Here is an 18,030-nt window from a genome sequence, read left to right as displayed (position 1 = left end):
TATGAAATCCTTTTTTGCAGTTATATTTGTTTTGCTGTTCTTCAGTACAAAGGGACAAAATCCAATTGGTATTCCGCAAATTAATGTTTACACCAGCTTAGATTACAAAGGTGGTTCGCAAAACTGGGATATAGACCAAGACAAAAACGGACTAATTTATTTTGCCAATAATGAAGGACTTTTAGTGTTTGATGGACGCAATTGGAAGCTATATGCACTACCTCACAAAACAGTAGTTAGATCTATAAAAATTGCAAACGACGGTAAAATTTATGTAGGCGCACAGGATGAGTTAGGGTACTTTTTTCCAGATGATCATGGGAAACTCATTTACCACGCTATTCGAAATTACCTGCCTAAAAACGAACGCAACCTATCAGATGTATGGGATATTTCGGCCATAGGCGATGATATCTTTTTCCGCTCTACGGGTAAGATACTGCATTGGCGCAAGGGCAAATTCACCATATACAAACCTAAATGGTTATGGGAATTTATGGGCGATTGCGACGGAAAAATCTACGCACAGGATATTGGCCGAGGACTAATGGTTTTTGAACAAAACCAATGGAAGTCAATAGCCAATCCACAGCAATTACAAAATGATTTCGTTACCTCTGTAGTTAAATACAATACCAATACAGTGCTAATTACCACGTTAAGAAATGGCGCCTATTTGTACAGTAATGGACAGCTGAAAAAATTCGAAATAGAAAATGAGCAGCAACTTAAGCAAAGTAAAATGTACAAGGCTGTGGCCATTAACAATGATTGGCTAGCGATAGCAACATCTTCAAACGGCTGCTACATTTTGGATAAACAGGGGAAACAGATTCAACATTTCTCTTCACAAGAGGGCCTCTATAAAAATAATATCCGCAGTATTTTCATGGATAAAAATGGCAACTTTTGGTTGGGTTTAGATGATGGCATCAATTTCATCGCATTTAACAACGCCATTAAATACATCTATCCTGATAAAGAAAAACAAACCAGTAGCTATGCTGCCGTGATACACCAAAACAAGTTGTATATCGGAAGCTCAAACGGTGTGTACACTACGCAATTGCAACCCCACCTCAGCGATTTAAGCTACACTAAAAACCAATTTACCGAAATACCCAACACCAGCGGACAAGTTTGGGAACTTTCTGTACAGAACAATAAAATTTTAGTAGGCCATGAAGAAGGTGCCATGGTAGTAGACGGTACCAACGCAAAAAGGCTATACAGTTCATTAGGCACTTGGCTGTTTGTAAAACCTTGGATAAACAGCTCAACCATCATTGCCGGAACTTACTTTGGCCTACATCAAATAGATGAAAAAAATGGAACTTTCAGTAATGGTGGCGATATTGAAGGAATTAATGAATCGTTAAGGTTTTTAGTGCCGTATAAAAACATGATTTGGGCTTCACATCCTTATCGTGGCATTTTCCGTTTAAAGCTATCTGCAGATAGAAGTAAGGTGGAAGAAACTAAATTTTACACCGAAAAAAATGGACTTCCATCAATACTTGGCAATGCCGTAGCAAAAATTAGAGGAAAAGTGGTTGTGGCCACAAAAACTGGAATTTTTGAGTACGATGAAAAGAACGATCGTTTCATTCCATCACCATTTTTGAAGCCCATCTTGAAAAATAATGTTTATCACTACTTAAAAGAGGACACTAAAGGGAATATTTGGTTCATCAGCCATAAAAAGGTTGGGTTAGTTGACTTTCATGGAAACCCCAATGGTGGCAAATACAGTATTGTGCACCTTCCGGAACTTAACTCGCTAGTGGTTGCAGGCTTCGAGCATATCAATCCGTACAACGATCAAAACGTTTTCATTGGTGCAAAAAAAGGGCTTATACACATCAATTACAGTGAGTACAGCAAAAACATTAAACCGGTTAATGTTCGTTTATCTTTGGTAAAAACCATTGGAGAAAAACCGAGTGTAGTGTTTGGAGGATATTTTTTAACTGACGGAAAAATTTCCGCTACCCAAAATGATGACCAGGAAGTAAAGCTTGACAAGAAAAATAACTCTTTACATTTCGAGTTTTCTTCGACACTTTATGAGCAACAGAACAATATTGAGTTCAGTTATCAACTGGAAGGTATCGATAAAGATTGGTCGGCATGGACCGCTAAAAACGAAAAAGACTACACCAATTTGCCTTATGGAAACTACGTATTTAAAGTAAAGGCCCGTAATAATTTAGGTAGCGAATCAAGCGTAGCAACCTATGCTTTTTACATTAAGCCAGCCTGGTACGAAACCATTTGGGTGTATTTACTTTATTTAGTAGCCTTAATTGCACTTATACGGGCTTTAATAGAGCGACAAAAGAAAATACACAGGAAAGAACAGGACAATTTAAAGCATTTACACCAGCTGGAAATTGACAGTAACGAAAAACAAATTGTTGAGCTACAGAACGAAAAACTTGAAACTGAAGTAAATTTCAAGAACAAAGAGCTTGCCGCCATGGGCATGAACTTGCTGCAAAAAAACAAGTTAATATCGAAAATTAAGGATGAAATTGTAAATATTGGCAAAACTGCACCTAGCGATGGCGACTACAATAGTTATATCCGCAAGGTAACGAGGTTGCTAAATGAGGCCGAAAACGGCGATGCTGACTGGGAACAATTTGCCATGCACTTTGATCATGTACACTCTAACTTCCTCACCAAACTCAAACAACGTTTCCCCAACCTGGGTGCCAATGACCTTAAATTATGTGCTTATTTGAAGATGAATTTATCATCCAAAGAAATTGCACAGCTAATGGGGATTAGTGCTAGGGCTATTGAAGTAAGCAGGTATAGGTTAAGAAAGAAAATACATGTGCCTACGGAGCAAAGCTTGTTCGACTACCTTATTGAAGCTACTTCTAATTAATCTGCCCCCAAAGGCAGCGTAAACCAAAAAGTTGCACCTTCACCCAAGTTACTTTCCACACCAATTTGTCCGCCGTGAGCCCTGATAATTTCGGCACAAATGAACAAGCCTAATCCTAAACCACTATAATTATGTCCAGAGTGATCTGCACGCCAATACCGCTCAAAAAGATGCGGCTGCTGCTCCAGCGGTATGCCAGGCCCGGTATCTTTCACCCTAATTTTGGCAAAGTCGCCTTCAATTTCGGCTGAAAGATAAATTTCCCTGCCACTTGAAGCGTACTTAACTGCGTTATTTACAAAATTGGTGATAACCTGATCTATTCGATTTTTATCTGCTAAAAGCTGAATATCTTCCCCAGCAACTATCAAATCATGCTTGCCGTCCATTTTAACGTTCGAACAGCAATTCTCCAATAATTCGCGTAGCGATACCACACTCTTATCCAAGCTCATTTGCCCTTGGGTAAGCCTATTGATATTAAGCAGATTATCAATCATTGCAGTAAAACGTTCCATGTTTTGCAGAGAAGTTTCAATTAACTTTTCTGCCATAGGACTAGCCAACTTTTCTTTGATACGCCCCAGCATTTGCAGCGAAGCCCTTAAGGTAGTTACCGGCGTTTTCAGTTCGTGACTGGCAATGCTCAAGAAATCGTCTTTACGTTGATCAAAAGCTTTTTGCTCGGTGATATTTGCTGTTAGTCCAATTAACTTGCTAGGTGTACCATCCTCTTTATAACGCACATTACCTGATGTTTCAATCCAGTGCCTTGAACCATCAGGCCACAATATTTGGAATTCAACTTGGTAAGGCTTTCCGCTTTGAATAGAATTTTGCATCTGAGTGTCTAGCAATTTCCTATCAGCAGGTGGCACTAAACGCAAAAATTCGTCTAAACTTAATTCCTCTGTATTTTCAAGTGCTAAATCTTTACGACAATTCGCATTACATCTTACAATATCCGTAGTCAAATCCAACTCATAGGCGCCTAACTTACTTACTTCCAATGCAAAATTAAGTTGCTCAAAAGCTTCCTCAATTTGTTGCTTAGCCTTCACTTGGTCGGTAACTTCGTTAGCTACCACCAATATAGAATGAGTTTTTCCGTCTTGGCCAATCAAAGGTTTGTAGGTAAAATTAAAATAGAGTTCTAGTAACTCATCGCCATGCTTAAGTAAGGCTTTTACTCCTTTACCTAAATGACTTTGCCCTGAAGTAAAAACATCATCAAGTAACGATAAAAATGGCTGCCCCTTTAACTCTGGAATGGCTTCAGCTAAAGGCTTGCCGATAACTTCTGCCGTTTTGCCCCACAGCCTTAAAATCTCAGGATTTGCGGTGTCAATTACCAGATCCCTACCAGCTAACAAAGCAATTGGAGCAGGAGAATCCTCAAACATGGCAAAAACCTTTTTTAAAGATTGGTTAAGCTCTACATTTTTGCTAGTTAAAAGAGTATTTGCCTCGGTTAATAATTCGGTAAGCGCTTTTACTTCGTCGTTCGAAGCCTGCAACTCCTCATTGGTTACTGCAAACTCCTCGTTAAGTGCATTTAGCTCTTCGTTGGTAGCCTGATATTCTTCATTGGAAACTTCCAGTGCTTCTACTAGCTCCTGTAATTTTTGTTTCCCCTGTTCAAGTTCTTTCCTAATGTTAACGATGTCGGTAATGTCCACCACGGTAGCCATTACGGCTTCTACTTCGCCTTTTGCGTTAAATAATGGCTCGTAAGCAAAATTGACATATATTTTTCTGGTTACGCCATGTATATCATTAATGTCAACTGCAATTTCCGAAATCTTGATGGGCTCTCCTTCGTTCAACACTTTTAAAAGCATGTCTGGAAAAGGCTGACCTATCAATTCTGGGAAAACGTCTAGCAAGCGCATGCCTTCCACCTGATCTCTATTTCTGCCCCAGATCCTTAACATGTGATTGTTAGGCATTTCGATAATGAAATCTTTACCCCGTAACAAAGTTAAGCCAACTGGCGATGACATGATCAGTTGCTTCATGCGATAATCGCTTGCAGATAATAGCCTATTGGCTTCTTCGTAACGCTCATTAGCAATTACTTCTCTGTCGCGGTTTTCCTTAATTTCTTGTTGATGTGCTATTCTCTCGCTAACATCAGTGGCGGTATTTAAAATCCACTGGGTTTGCCCCTGCCCATCAAGTATTGCCCTATAGGCATAGTCGAAATATCGTGTAACTATCCCACTACTTGACGCTAGGTTAGCAGGTGCGCTTTGAGCCTCGTATGTTCTACCTGTTTCCCAAACTTGCTTTAACAAATCTTCAAACGGCTGACCTTCCAATTCAGGTATCGCTTTTGCAATAGGCTGACCTATTACCTCAGGACCTTTGCCCCAAAAGCTAAGCATTGCCTGGTTAGCAAAGCGTATAATAATGTCTTCTCCCTGGTAAATCGCCGCTGCTTCATTAACATGCATTAACACATTTAACAGCTCGTTAGGCTCTGGCGCACTGATTTGTTTCTCGGTCATCTAAAACACTTTTGACTATCCAAATATACACAAAGAGGCTCTAGATAATTGATTTTTTATTTCTAAGCTGAAAGTCTTCCCAACTTATTTACGAAGTCAAAGATATCGAAGGGCTTAGCAATAAAATCATCTGCCGAACAAAGAGTACTAATGTCCGACAACGCCCTGTTTGCCGACATCATCATGATTGGAACTCTGCCAATTTCAGGATTTGTTCTAACGATATTGCACAGCTCCACGCCGTTTCCATCAGGTAGCATAATATCTAAAACTAAAATATCTAGGTCTGGGTTAGGTTCGCCAATAGCATCTAAAAAACTGCGGGCATTCTCAAATAATCTAACCGCATAGCCCTCCTCCTGCAAAAGCAAACTAATAATTTCTCCAATTCCTAAGTCGTCCTCAACGACCCAAACTGTCTTTTTCATTAAAATAAGCAATGAATAAGTAATACAAATTACCTTATTTTTTGTTTTCCGCAATATGCCAATATTTTTAAAATCTTAAAAATATTATGTGTAAAAACCTATTCAATCTACAAACATCCGTTTGCCTTGTTAACTTTGTATCATGAATAAAAAAGGTGTATTTCTGATTTTGATGTGGGTATTGAGCCTTACTGTTTGCGCACAACAACCTATCGTACAGACAAATATGCTCCAAAAACAACCTAATTTCTTAAAACATCGATTAAAAGCTACTGATTCATTATTTGTAGAGGACATAAAGATCCTTAAACAATTCATTGATTTTGATACTGTAGATGTGGAATTGTTAAAACCACAGCTGTTATTTACCATTTTAAGCGAATCCAAACCTGATACCATTGTAACTTACCAAAACTTAATTAAGGCAGTTAATGCTTTCAAGCAAGGTATTGGTTATTTGGAATTTAGAAAAGGTATTATGCTTTATAGAGAAATGGCAAACCTCAAAGTAAATCCTAGCAACTGGGAAAAAGACCAGCTGTTATTTCGAAAATTAGGGTTTACTGAGGCCGATTTAGAAGATTTTTTACTGTTTATTTCGAAGCCTGAAAACAAAGAATTGAATTACAAGCAAGCTTACTTGGCTTATATGAAAGAAATTGACAGCCTATAGCGAAAAGTGCTAATTAATATGATTGGATAATAGAGTAATAGAAATAGGCCATTTGCTAGCGATAGCCGCTCAAATCTCCGTTTTGCTAATTCTCGGTCTTCTATTTTTCGGGTGGCACCCATAAGCCAAATCACATCCTTTGAAAGAAAAATAGGCAACCGAGAATTTTTGCTACTTGTTGCGGTCAAAAAGTAGGAGCTCAGCGGCGGCGAGCTAAGAAAATGATGTAAAAAACGAATTAGAAGATGTTTTTGTGTGACGCTTATCTCGAATTTACGTTTATTAATTCGCCATTAAAATTGTTTGTACATTTTCAAATTCTCGACAGCAAATCAATAATTATATCAACATTAGGGCGTTAAATTTTAAACCCCTGCCCTATTTGCATATATTTGAACACTTATGAGCATTGCCGACGAATTTTTAGTTAAAGCCGATGAAAAGGCATTCGATGTGTCACACCGCAATACCATCAATTACAACATTGGGAAGTATAATGCAGCAGTGCAGCGTGGACTGTCGAAATTTGAAAATTTAGAAGCCTCGAAACGAAAAGCGCATGTTGTTAAATGGCGTGTAATGGAAAATTTAGATAAACTTTTACCTGAGTTCGAATCTAATTTCCAAAAAAGAGGTGGCAAAGTAATTTGGGCAAATGACGCCGCTGAAGCTCAAAAAGAAATTTTGCAAATTATCCAGCGTGTAGGTGGCAAAAGTGTCATCAAATCAAAATCGATGACTACCGAAGAGATTCATTTGAACGAATTTTTAGAGGAACATGGCATCGAATCATTAGAAAGCGACTTAGGCGAATACATTGTACAGCTTTTGGGGCAAGCTCCCTACCATATTGTAACGCCGGCAATGCACCTCAGCAAAGAAGATATTGCCAAACTCTTCAACGAAAAATTTGGCACTCCAGCTGATGCTACTCCTGAACAGCTAACGCAAAAAGCCCGCGAACTGCTCCGCGACAAATATCTTAATGCAGATATTGGTATTACTGGCGGTAATTTTTTAGTTGCTGATACTGGCAGCATTGCACTTACCGAAAACGAAGGAAATGCAAGGCTAACTACCACATTTCCGAAAATACATATTGCTATTGTTGGTATAGAAAAACTTATTCCATCTATCACCGACTTAGATTTATTTTGGCCATTATTGGCTAGCCATGGTACCGGACAAAACCTAACGGTGTACAATACCATTTTAAGTGGACCACGCCAAGCAAATGAAACCGATGGCCCCGAGGAAATGTATGTGATTTTATTGGACAATGGTCGTACTAACTTATTAGCTCAAAAAGACCAACGCCAAGCGCTATATTGTATCCGTTGTGGAGCATGTTTAAATGCTTGCCCGGTTTACAAAAATATTGGAGGCCACACTTATAGCACTACCTACAGCGGACCAATTGGCTCCATCATCACGCCGCATTTTAAAGGCATGAAAGAGTTTAAGCACTTAAGTTATGCCTCTAGCTTATGCGGAAAATGCTCAGAAGTTTGCCCAGTTAAAATTGATATCCATAAAATGCTGCTGCTCAACAGAAGAGATGCCGCAACAGCCAATGAAAACACAGCTACTGAAAATTTAGGCTGGACACTTTGGAAAAAAGGCATGAAAAAACGCTCCCTTATGGACTTTTTTAGTGGTAAGATGAAGAATTTGATGCTCAAAACTTTCTTTAAAAAAGGCTGGGGAAAATACCGTAACATGCCCGAAATTGCTTCCAAATCATTTGCGAAACGCTGGGAAGAACATCAAAAGAAAAAAGACTTGGATTAGATTTTGAATATCCTACTGTTAGCATACTGCGTGATTTAGTTTTCTGCTTCTTAAATAATGGCATTAGAAAATCACTGCGATGTTATCTTAAAGCATTGTATTCGACTACAACTAGCACTTAATATCCCGAAATAATTCACAGTATGACAAAGCGAGGAAAGGCTGTGCCAGCATCTAATAACTAGCCCTAGCTAAGTGCTTCATCAATAGTAACCTCAAACATCCTAATAAACTTAAAAAAGCAGCAGTTTTCTTTGAGTCTTTTAAGGTTAATTATAAATTCGTAAACTGATAATTATCGGGCTTAAAAAAACCTTAACTTACCACATGCAGTTTAACCGCCAACAAAAATCCGATTCAGAGCTACTAGCTATTTACAAACGTTTACTTTTCCCAAGGTTGGTAGAGGAAAAAATGCTGATCTTATTGCGACAAGGCCGAATTGGAAAGTGGTTTTCTGGAATTGGGCAAGAAGCTATTGCTGTAGGAAGCACCCTAGCCATGCAAAGCGACGAATATATCCTGCCGATGCACCGTAACTTGGGCGTTTTTACCACCAGAGATATTCCATTGAAAAAACTAATGGCACAATGGCAAGGTAAACTGACCGGTTTCACTAAAGGTAGAGATCGATCCTTCCACTTTGGAACACAGGACTATAAAATTATCGGGATGATATCCCACCTTGGACCACAAATGGCGCTTGCAGATGGCATTGCACTTGCCGATTTGATTGCTGAAAAGCAAAAGGCAACGTTGGTGTTTACTGGCGAAGGCGCTACCAGTGAAGGCGATTTTCATGAAGCTATCAACGTAGCAGCCGTTTGGAATCTGCCAGTAATCTTCCTCATTGAAAATAATGGTTACGGTTTGTCGACACCTACAAACGAGCAGTATAAATGTAAACAACTTGTTGATCGAGCTATCGGTTACGGCATTGAGGGTGTACAGCTAGATGGCAATAACATTTTAGAAGTGTACGATAAATTAAGTTCACTTGCCAAAGATATTCGCCGCAACCCACGTCCAATTTTGGTGGAGTGCCTCACTTTTAGGATGCGTGGGCATGAAGAAGCTTCAGGAACTAAATATGTACCTCAGCAATTATTTGAAGAATGGGCGGTAAAAGATCCTGTAAAGAATTTTGAGAATTTTTTACTGCAAGAAGGCATTTTAAGCCAAATCATTATTGAGGAACTGAAAAAAGAGTATAAAAAGCAAATAGACCTTGAAGTAGAGCTGGCTTTTAATGAACCTGAACCACAGCCAAATGAAGCCACGGAACTTGCGGACATGTATTATCCATATCAGCATAATACCATTGCACCTATAGGGCAAAGTGTTGAAAAAAGATATATTGATGCCATTAGCGAGGGCTTAAAAGAAGCAATGTCTAGGCATGAAAATTTGGTTTTGATGGGGCAAGATATTGCCGAATACGGTGGTGCATTTAAAATTACAGATGGCTTTGTAACCGAGTTCGGTAAGGCCCGTGTGCGTAACACCCCAATTTGCGAATCGGCTATTGTTGGCGCAGGTTTGGGACTATCCATTAACGGCTATAAAGCAGTAGTTGAAATGCAGTTTGCAGATTTTGTGAGTGTTGGATTTAACCAAATCGTTAATAATTTGGCCAAAACACACTACCGCTGGGGCGAAAAAGCAGATGTAGTTGTACGCATGCCTACAGGTGCTGGTACAGGTGCAGGCCCTTTCCACTCGCAAAGTAACGAGGCTTGGTTCACCAAAACTCCGGGCTTAAAAATTGTATATCCGGCTTTCCCTTTTGATGCTAAGGGCTTACTCTTGGCCGCAATTGACGATCCCAATCCGGTGATTTACTTTGAGCACAAATACCTTTACCGCAGTTTAAGTGGTCAGGTACCAGCGGGTTATTACACCATAGAAATAGGAAAAGCCAATATTTTAAAACGTGGCAAACAGCTTAGCATTATCACCTACGGACTGGGAGTGCATTGGGCCTTGGATTATCTTAATCAACATCCAGAAATTGATGCTACTGTGGTTGATTTGGTAAGCTTGCAACCTTGGGACAAAGAAGCGGTAATGGAAGCGGTAAAATACACTGGAAAAGTCATCGTTTTACATGAAGACACCTTAACGAACGGTTTTGGCGCTGAGCTTGCCGCTTGGATTGGCGAACACTGTTTCAACTACTTGGATGCACCTGTAATGCGTTGTGCTAGCTTAGATACAGCAATTCCTATGAGTAAAATTTTAGAAGATGATTTCCTTGCAAAATCGAAATTAGCAGAAACGGTTGCTAAACTGATTCAATATTAATCAGCAAACCTGAAATTAATCAAGTACTTAGGCGAGTGCAATACTCGCCTATAGTCCCTGTTAAGTTTCCAAAAAATGGAAACTCATACAGCTAAATATCATATCGTTTTTTAGACCGTTATTAGGGTTAGTCAATACTAATTGAACCTCCGTTAATACAGCCAGTAAAATATTTACTGTATGTACACGTTAAATACCTACACTAATTAAATGAAATTGGAAACTAGCTACTTGCTGGAATTAACAAGAGAGAGAGCGTTAAACCAGATGATGGGGCTAATTTGAGCGTTTCATTTTTAGATGATGGACGTTTTTAATGTGTTGCTATAAAAATATTCATTTAACACATACAAGTGAAAAATGTGACTTTTTTGCACATTTTATCACTTTAGGAAGTCGTATCTTTAGTTGATTTTACTTATAAGTAACGCTTTTATGAATGTTGGTAAAATTTTAAAGCATTTGCGCAAGCAAAAGGGAGTAACTCAACTTCAAATTTCCAGTTTTTTAAATATGGACCGAACGGCCTATTCCAAATTGGAAAGAAATCAAACGATGTTGAAAATTGACACTGCAAAATTAATTGCAGTTTACTACGGATTTGAACTTCACTATCTCATTTTATGCATTGAATATGAGCATTATTTGCATAATCCTACAACAGTGAGATTAATTAAAGCCCAAAAAGCTAAAGAAGAAAACTTTGGAAAACAGGTTGCTTACTCTGCGTAAACTTCTGCCAAGGGATTGAAAAGATAAACCTTACCATTATCTAAACAAGTACATCGGTAACGCTTCCTAATTTTTTCAGCCTTTTGAAACCTACGCCCATCTTTTAACGAAAAAATTGCTGCCATTGGCAATTGCTCCACATGTACGCCAGCTTCTTTTACGTCATATTTTTTTAAAGCACGTGCTAAGCGCAAATCAGTACAACTTGATGCTGCAGGGTTATTTAAGTAGGTCGCTATGCTATCGCTTACATCAGGAGGAAATACATTCAAATCAAAAAAAGGCTTCATCATGCGCTTGAAATTTGTCTTCCACTCGGCTCCGTGAGGCTTAACTTTATTTTTATGGTCATTCCAGGTAAGCAAATGGGCAAACTCGTGCACCGTAGTTACCAAAAAGGCATAAGGATTTAAATCGTTATTTACTGATATTTTATGGCCAGTTCCTTTAAACGGATGACGATAGTCGCCCAGCTTAGTTGTTCTGTTTTTCGATATTTTAAATTCGCACTGAAAGTAATCAATCCACTTGGCAATAATTGGAGCAGCGTTAGCTGGCATATATTGGGCTAAAATGGCTGTCTTATCAGTTGAAGGCATTGCTAAATTTAACAATTAAGATTTACAATTTTATCCTGACTGTTGATGATTGACTTGCGCTACTTTAAAAGTTGGTAGGCAACTAAGGCGGCAACATAGGCCATGGTAGTCATATAAACCAGCTGTATCACAGGCCATTTCCACGATTTGGTTTCTCGGTATACAATGGCCACCGTACTCATACACTGCATGGCAAATGCATAAAATAACATTAAAGACATCGCCGTAGCAAAAGTAAATACCGGCAAACCAGTTACAGGATCTTTTGAAGCTGCAATTTTATCACGCAACCTCAATTCGCCCTGTTCACCATCGGCACTTTCTACGCTATAAATGGTAGCCATGGTACCAACAAAAGCTTCGCGAGCAGCAAATGAAGTAATTAATGCGATGCCTATTTTCCAATCGTAGCCCAGAGGTTTAATTGCAGGTTCTATGGTTTTGCCCAAAATGCCTGCGTATGAATTTTCCAACTTCTCGGCAGATTTATCTCTTTCTAGTGAAGCAAGTTGAACACTATCAGTAGAATTTGCCTCAATTGCTGCATATTTTGCTTCAATGGCTTCAAATCTGTTGCTTGGACCATAAGTGGACATTACCCAAAGTACAATAGAAATGGCAATAATTACTTTACCGGCTTCAAACACAAAAGTTTTCGATTTTTCGTACATGGTGAGCAACACATTTTTCCAACGTGGCATGCGGTAAACCGGTAGCTCCATGATAAAGTAAGAACGCTCCCTTGCTTTGATGATAAACTTGAATACCAATGCCACTAAAATGGCTGCTAAAATGCTGATGAGATACATGGCCATTAAAGCCAGTCCTTGCATATTGAAAATACCCCAAACGTTTTGATTAGGAACCACTAATGAAATTAACAGCGCATATACCGGTAAGCGGGCCGAGCAGCTCACCAATGGTGTAACCATAATGGTGATGATACGATCTTTCCAATTTTCAATGTTACGGGCACTCATGATGGAAGGCACCGCACAAGCGATACCGCCAATTAGTGGCACCACAGATTTACCACTTAAGCCAAAGCGACGCATGATTTTATCCATCAAGAAGGTTACCCTAGCCATGTAGCCCGTATCTTCCAAAATAGATATCAAAGCAAACAAAATTGCTATTTGAGGGATGAATATCACAATGCCTCCCAATCCGGCAACTACGCCGTCTAATAACAAATCTGTTAAAACACCGGCAGGCAAATACTCATGTCCAGAAGTGGTAAGCCATGCAAAACCGCCTTCAATTAAATCCATTGGAACAGATGACCAAGAGAAAATGGCGTTAAAAATGAAGAATAAGATGAAAAAGAAAATGAGAAAACCCCATACCTTATGCGTCAAAACGGAGTCGATTTTATCAGTAAGGGCGAATTTTTTTTCCGCTCCCAAATCAACCACCACCTCGTTCAAAATTTTACTCAATTGGCGATACCTGGCTACGGTTTCTTCGCCCTGAAGTTTGACACTTTCAAAACCGTTGGTAACTTCGATAGTTTCAATTTCCTCTTGTTGCTGTTTAGATAAAAAAGTAAGTGTTTCATGCTGATGCAATACCTGCAGGGCATAATAATCACTTACATCACCTAGTTTTTCTTTAACGGCATCAACTGCAGCAGGAGCATAATTCCTGGCATCAATAGTAGTATTTTGGGTAGCAATTAACGTAGTGTGCGCCATTGCCTTTTTCAGGGTATCAATCCCTGAAAGTTTTCGGGCAGATATGGTAACTACTTGAACGCCTAAACGCTCTGCTAATTTATTTACGTTTACACTAATTCCCTCTTTCTTGGCTAAATCGGCCATGTTAAGCACTAATAGCATTGGAATGCCTAAATCAGCTACTTGAGAGAACAGCAATAAATTTCTACGTAGGTTGGTAGCATCGGCTACTAAAATAATGATATCAGGGTGGCTCGGATTAGTTTTATCAGCAAGCACCTGAAAAACAATACTTTCATCTTTACTTTTTGGGTAAAGACTGTATGTACCGGGTAAGTCGATGATTTCGGCACTTACTCCTGAAGATAGTTTGCAAAAACCAGTTTTTTTATCAACGGTAATTCCGGGAAAGTTCCCAACTTTTTGATTTAATCCCGTTAAAAGGTTAAATAATGTAGATTTTCCAGTATTCGGATTCCCGACTAAAGCAACTTTAAGATTAGCCAAAACAACTTATTCAATTATGATTACCGCAGCTTCGGCCTTACGTAAGCAAAGCTGATAACCCGCCACACGAATAGCGATAGGATCGCCAAATGGAGCATACCTTTCTACCTCTACCACTTCGCCAGGCAAACAACCCATTTCCATCAATTTAACCGCCATTTGCGCATCTGTGAAAGAAACTATCGTTCCTTTTTGCCCAGGGTTTAACTGCGAAAGTTTTAAATCATCTACTAATTGAGCATTCATCATATATCGCCCTTAAATTTGACGCAAGTTAAGGCTTATTTAAATCAAATCCAAATAAGAAGTAGCTACAAAAGATGAAAAATGACAAAAATCAAAAAAGTCAATAAAAGCAAAAGGGCTGCTTCGGCAGTTTACTCATCTTTCAATAATTTGAACAGATGAGCAAATCGAAACAGCCCCTTAATATGTCAAAAAAATGAGGTGTTACATACCACCTGGCCTACCCATCCTGAAACCTCCGCCCTGTCCTTGTCGGCCTTGCGTTTGCATACCGCCAATGCTGTTCAAAGCATAAGTAAATGAGAACATGAAATAACGTTTAAGCACGTTAAAATTCTGATCTACAATTGAGTTGGCACTTGCAGTACGCGAAATACCTACGTTTTCGTTAAACAAATCGTAAACTGACAACTTGAAAGTACCTTTGTTTTTAAAGAACTGGCGACTAATGTAGCCATTCACTTGTGTAAACGAAGTATTGAAACCTGCACCTCTACCAGTCAATTTGTTAAAAGTAGCATCAGTTTGTAAACGGATATTACCCGGGAACAAATAACTGATATCAATATTTGGAGAGAAAGTATAGAAGTTAGTAGTTTCTCCAATAGTATAAGTACCGTGGTCCCATCTTCCAGAAACACCAGCAATTAAATCCAGTTTATCCATGTTGGAAACCAATTTGTAACCGTTTCTTATACCGATATTCTTGGTTACGTTTTCTAAACCTGTAGCGGTAATGTTTGTTCCTTTGCTGTTAGATAAAGCTCCATCAATTTGAAAGTTCAATTTATTGCCTTTGATAATTGGCAAGCCTAAAGTACCAAAGATGTTAGCGCTGTAGTTACCATCTACGTTTACTACCCTATTTTCAATTTTACCTGCATTAGCGCCTGTAGTGATCTCTCTTTGTGAGTTACCAAAGTCATTGAAAGTTTGCGTAATTACTGCACCAATAAACAAGGTACGGTAGCTTGCAAAGTCAAAATTGTTATAGAATACTCTTAAATTATTCGAGAATGAAGGTTTCAAATCCGGATTACCAATTGGAACGGTTAGGTTGTTGGTATTGTCTACAATCGGTTGAATCTGATCAATGCTTGGTTGGTTTGTACGGCCATTATAATCAACCCTTAAACGTTTAGTGTTGCTAAAATTATACCTAAACTGTGCCGATGGCGTAATGTTGATGAAGTTTTGCTTAAACAACACATCAGTTGACAGATTGTAGTTTTTACGATTTGTTAGCTGTCCTGCTACACCAATATTCCAGTTATATTTTTTCTCGTTTTTATTCAAGCTAAAACCCAAAGCATTAGTCCAAGTGGTGTTTTCAAAGTTGTTACTGAAAGTTGTATTGATTACATCATACTGTTGAGTAAGGATATTAAAATCATACACTTTCCTATCCCTATTATCGTAAATATAACCGTTTTGGAAATTGAATTCCATACTTAAGGTTTTAGATAAGGGCTCAGTATACACCAAACGAGCAGTGTTATTGAACGAACTTACGTTATTATCGTTAAGCTGATTAAGGTTTTGAGTTTTAATTACTGCGCCACCCGGTGCGGTTAGTGTTTCTGGGTTCTTATTATAGGTATCAGCATCACTATCATTAATATTGGTAGAGATGTTTAACGAAAGTGTACGTCCACGACGAAGGAACTTTCTCCTTAACAATAAGTTGTTGTTAACCGAAGGAGCGGTTGAGCCTGTAACCAAATTTTGCGAGCCAACAGCATTACCAACTGAGTTATTTCTAAAGTAGTTGCTCATACTGTTGCTGCTATTATCAGTATAACTAATATTTGGCTGAATCCTGATAGAAGTAGCTGAATCCAACTTGGTATCAATCATGAAGTTTAAACGGTGATTTAAACGATCAGTAGTGCTTTCCAAATCACTATTGTTGCTTACCACGTTGTTACCAATAAAATTTTGAGAGTTGGTAGTATTGGTGTTAAACAATGATGTTTTGTTAAAGAAATAACTAGCATTAAACTGCGTACCATCATCGTAAGTATCAGCAAAGTTTACACCAGCTGCGTTTGTTGTGGTAATACCTGGCTGTGGCTGACCATTACCGCCGCCGCCAAACATCATACCACGGCCACCGCCGCCGCCAATACCGCCACCAAAGTTTTGTTTGTTGATGTTGTTAAACTGTCCAATTAAGGATAGCTGTTGTGCATTGTCAAATCGGTTAACGTTAATGTTCACGTCGTAACGGTCATCGGTACCGTAACCAACTGTATTGTTGCCAATATAGCCTTTGTTTTTAACACCATTTTTGGTAACGATATTTAAGATTTTTTCGCGGTTACCGTCATCAACTCCTGAAAATTTAGACTGTTCCGACATATCATCGATAATTTGAATCTTATCTACCATGTCGGCAGGTAAGTTTCTAGTAGCAAGTAACGGATCGTTACCCATGAAATCCTTACCGTCAACTTTTACCCTTTTGATCGTTTCTCCCTGCGTAGTTACTGTACCATCTTTTGATACCTCAACACCTGGTACTTTCTTCAATAAATCTTCTACCACCGAGTTCTCTTTAACTTTTAATGTAGAAGCATTGATCTCCAAAGTATCTTTCTTTACTACTACAGGCGGCGTCTCGCCTTTAATTTCAACACCTTTTAGTGTTACACCTGTATCTTCCATTAAAAGTTCGCCAAAGTTAATGCTTGGCTTAGCTGCAGTAAGCTCAAAATCTCTATTGATAGTTTTTAAACCAAGAAACACCACATATAAGCGATACTTTCCAGCGGCGATGTTTGGTATAGAGAAATTACCACTAGCACTGGTTGAGGTGGTTCCAACTACGGCCGAATCTGCCGCTAATTTTTTGATGGCAATAGAAGCGTAATCTACAGGTTGTTTATCCTTTTGCCCAAGTACTTTTCCGCTTACAGTACCCTGCGCTTGCGCAAAAGCTAAGTTGGCCAACCATAGTAAACCAACAAAAAGCAATTTTTGTAAATGTTTATTCATTTGTGTTTTTATGTTTTTTGAATACCTATCAGACTTTTTATAGGCACAAAGGTTTGTTAAGGAATGTTAAAAGTCTAGTAACATTTTAAATACAACTAACTTTATCGTTACAATCAAAAAAACAGGTATAATTTGTAACGGATAATAAGTTGTTGATTTACCTTATTTATAGCGAGAATGCGGTATTTTAGGGCATTTACAGCTAGGTTTAAAAATACTGCATGATGATAGCACCATAGCGAGTAAAAAAATTAATACCAAATTAAACCTTAGCGTTTTCATAGTTTGATAAATGTAATAGCACATAACTAAATACGCCCATAAAGCAGCCTATCATATCAGCAAAAAAATCCCACCATTCTGCAGATCTGTAAGTGAAAATTTTCCACTGTATCAGTTCAATACCGCCGCCAAGAATTGCGGAAATTAAAATAATTTTGAAAATGGTTAACGACCTAAAATGGTAGCTATGCTGGTATTTGATCTTACCGTAAAACAGCAAGATGGTGAGAACGTAAAAGAAACCTAGATGCGCTAATTTATCAAAACCTTTGAAGAAAATATCGCTATTACCTCCAGCGTGAGATAAATCCAAATTACAAAGCACTAAAATAATGATGGTCCATAAAATAGCCCAACGCTGATATTTTAGTGCTTTGGTAAATGACATG

Annotated in this window: 12 protein-coding genes; 5 read left to right on the top strand and 7 right to left on the bottom strand. The window is 38.5% G+C overall.

The annotated features are described in order from the left end of the window. Position 1 precedes the first annotated feature (1 nt). On the top strand, positions 2-2,896 hold the full coding sequence (locus DUT68_RS07610; RefSeq protein ID WP_113637205.1) for a triple tyrosine motif-containing protein: 2,895 nt from the start codon (positions 2-4) through the stop codon (positions 2,894-2,896). Here DUT68_RS07610 and DUT68_RS07605 read toward each other — a convergent pair. Both DUT68_RS07605 and DUT68_RS07600 read right to left on the bottom strand, forming a co-directional pair. Beyond that, entirely contained in the window at positions 2,893-5,406 is a 2,514-nt protein-coding gene (locus DUT68_RS07605) for a PAS domain-containing protein (RefSeq protein WP_113637203.1), read from the bottom strand. The genes DUT68_RS07610 and DUT68_RS07605 overlap by 4 nt on opposite strands. A gap of 62 nt (positions 5,407-5,468) precedes the next feature. Further along, the gene (locus DUT68_RS07600) at positions 5,469-5,834 is read right to left on the bottom strand and encodes a response regulator transcription factor (RefSeq protein ID WP_113637202.1); all 366 of its coding nucleotides are present in this window, start codon (positions 5,832-5,834) and stop codon (positions 5,469-5,471) included. Between the two features lie 142 nt (positions 5,835-5,976). Between DUT68_RS07600 and DUT68_RS07595 the strand changes: the two genes are divergently transcribed. The 4 genes from DUT68_RS07595 (at position 5,977) to DUT68_RS07580 (ending at position 11,334) form a co-directional block, all read left to right on the top strand. Further along, positions 5,977-6,507, top strand: coding sequence for a hypothetical protein (locus tag DUT68_RS07595; protein ID WP_113637200.1), 531 nt, complete (start codon positions 5,977-5,979; stop codon positions 6,505-6,507). A gap of 402 nt (positions 6,508-6,909) precedes the next feature. Beyond that, a complete protein-coding gene (locus DUT68_RS07590) occupies positions 6,910-8,298 on the top strand; it encodes a LutB/LldF family L-lactate oxidation iron-sulfur protein (RefSeq protein WP_113637199.1) in 1,389 nt (462 codons plus the stop codon). 327 nt (positions 8,299-8,625) lie between these two features. Further along, entirely contained in the window at positions 8,626-10,602 is a 1,977-nt protein-coding gene (locus DUT68_RS07585) for an alpha-ketoacid dehydrogenase subunit alpha/beta (protein WP_113637197.1), read from the top strand. Between the two features lie 435 nt (positions 10,603-11,037). Further along, on the top strand, positions 11,038-11,334 hold the full coding sequence (locus DUT68_RS07580; RefSeq protein WP_113637196.1) for a helix-turn-helix domain-containing protein: 297 nt from the start codon (positions 11,038-11,040) through the stop codon (positions 11,332-11,334). Here the strand turns inward: DUT68_RS07580 and DUT68_RS07575 are convergent. The 5 genes from DUT68_RS07575 to DUT68_RS07555 all read right to left on the bottom strand — a co-directional run bounded on the left by DUT68_RS07575 (position 11,322) and on the right by DUT68_RS07555 (position 18,029). Then, positions 11,322-11,933: a SprT-like domain-containing protein gene (locus DUT68_RS07575; RefSeq protein ID WP_113637194.1), complete on the bottom strand. Its 612-nt coding sequence runs from the start codon at positions 11,931-11,933 to the stop codon at positions 11,322-11,324. The two genes, DUT68_RS07580 and DUT68_RS07575, sit on opposite strands and share 13 nt — an antisense overlap. 59 nt (positions 11,934-11,992) lie before the next feature. Further along, complete coding sequence (gene feoB / locus DUT68_RS07570; protein WP_113637193.1) at positions 11,993-14,116, bottom strand: ferrous iron transport protein B; 2,124 nt, start codon at positions 14,114-14,116, stop codon at positions 11,993-11,995. A 6-nt stretch (positions 14,117-14,122) separates the two neighbouring features. Then, positions 14,123-14,365 carry a FeoA family protein gene (locus DUT68_RS07565; RefSeq protein WP_237088288.1) on the bottom strand — a complete coding sequence of 81 codons (243 nt, stop codon included), beginning with the start codon at positions 14,363-14,365 and terminating at the stop codon, positions 14,123-14,125. Positions 14,366-14,566: 201 nt separating this feature from the next. Further along, positions 14,567-17,359, bottom strand: a complete 2,793-nt coding sequence (locus tag DUT68_RS07560; RefSeq protein ID WP_113637191.1) for an outer membrane beta-barrel family protein — start codon at positions 17,357-17,359, stop codon at positions 14,567-14,569. Positions 17,360-17,621: 262 nt separating this feature from the next. Continuing rightward, the gene (locus DUT68_RS07555) at positions 17,622-18,029 is read right to left on the bottom strand and encodes a VanZ family protein (RefSeq protein WP_113637189.1); all 408 of its coding nucleotides are present in this window, start codon (positions 18,027-18,029) and stop codon (positions 17,622-17,624) included. Position 18,030 lies beyond the last annotated feature (1 nt).

It is taken from the genome of Pedobacter zeaxanthinifaciens (assembly GCF_003313335.1).
Classification (GTDB): Bacteria; Bacteroidota; Bacteroidia; order Sphingobacteriales; family Sphingobacteriaceae; genus Pedobacter; species Pedobacter zeaxanthinifaciens.
The sequence above is the reverse complement of the archived record's forward strand: the minus strand, read 5'-3'. Positions and strand labels throughout refer to the sequence as shown.

Excerpts from the sequence above, each read along its gene's own strand:
- DUT68_RS07590 (WP_113637199.1), top strand. The coding sequence starts at position 6,910 with ATGAGCATTGCCGACGAATTTTTAGTTAAAGCCGATGAAAAGGCATTC.
- DUT68_RS07580 (WP_113637196.1), top strand. The coding sequence starts at position 11,038 with ATGAATGTTGGTAAAATTTTAAAGCATTTGCGCAAGCAAAAGGGAGTA.
- DUT68_RS07560 (WP_113637191.1), bottom strand. The coding sequence starts at position 17,359 with ATGAATAAACATTTACAAAAATTGCTTTTTGTTGGTTTACTATGGTTG.
- DUT68_RS07555 (WP_113637189.1), bottom strand. The coding sequence starts at position 18,029 with ATGTCATTTACCAAAGCACTAAAATATCAGCGTTGGGCTATTTTATGG.
- DUT68_RS07595 (WP_113637200.1), top strand. The coding sequence starts at position 5,977 with ATGAATAAAAAAGGTGTATTTCTGATTTTGATGTGGGTATTGAGCCTT.
- DUT68_RS07575 (WP_113637194.1), bottom strand. The coding sequence starts at position 11,933 with ATGCCTTCAACTGATAAGACAGCCATTTTAGCCCAATATATGCCAGCT.
- DUT68_RS07610 (WP_113637205.1), top strand. The coding sequence starts at position 2 with ATGAAATCCTTTTTTGCAGTTATATTTGTTTTGCTGTTCTTCAGTACA.
- DUT68_RS07605 (WP_113637203.1), bottom strand. The coding sequence starts at position 5,406 with ATGACCGAGAAACAAATCAGTGCGCCAGAGCCTAACGAGCTGTTAAAT.
- DUT68_RS07585 (WP_113637197.1), top strand. The coding sequence starts at position 8,626 with ATGCAGTTTAACCGCCAACAAAAATCCGATTCAGAGCTACTAGCTATT.
- DUT68_RS07565 (WP_237088288.1), bottom strand. The coding sequence starts at position 14,365 with ATGATGAATGCTCAATTAGTAGATGATTTAAAACTTTCGCAGTTAAAC.
- DUT68_RS07600 (WP_113637202.1), bottom strand. The coding sequence starts at position 5,834 with ATGAAAAAGACAGTTTGGGTCGTTGAGGACGACTTAGGAATTGGAGAA.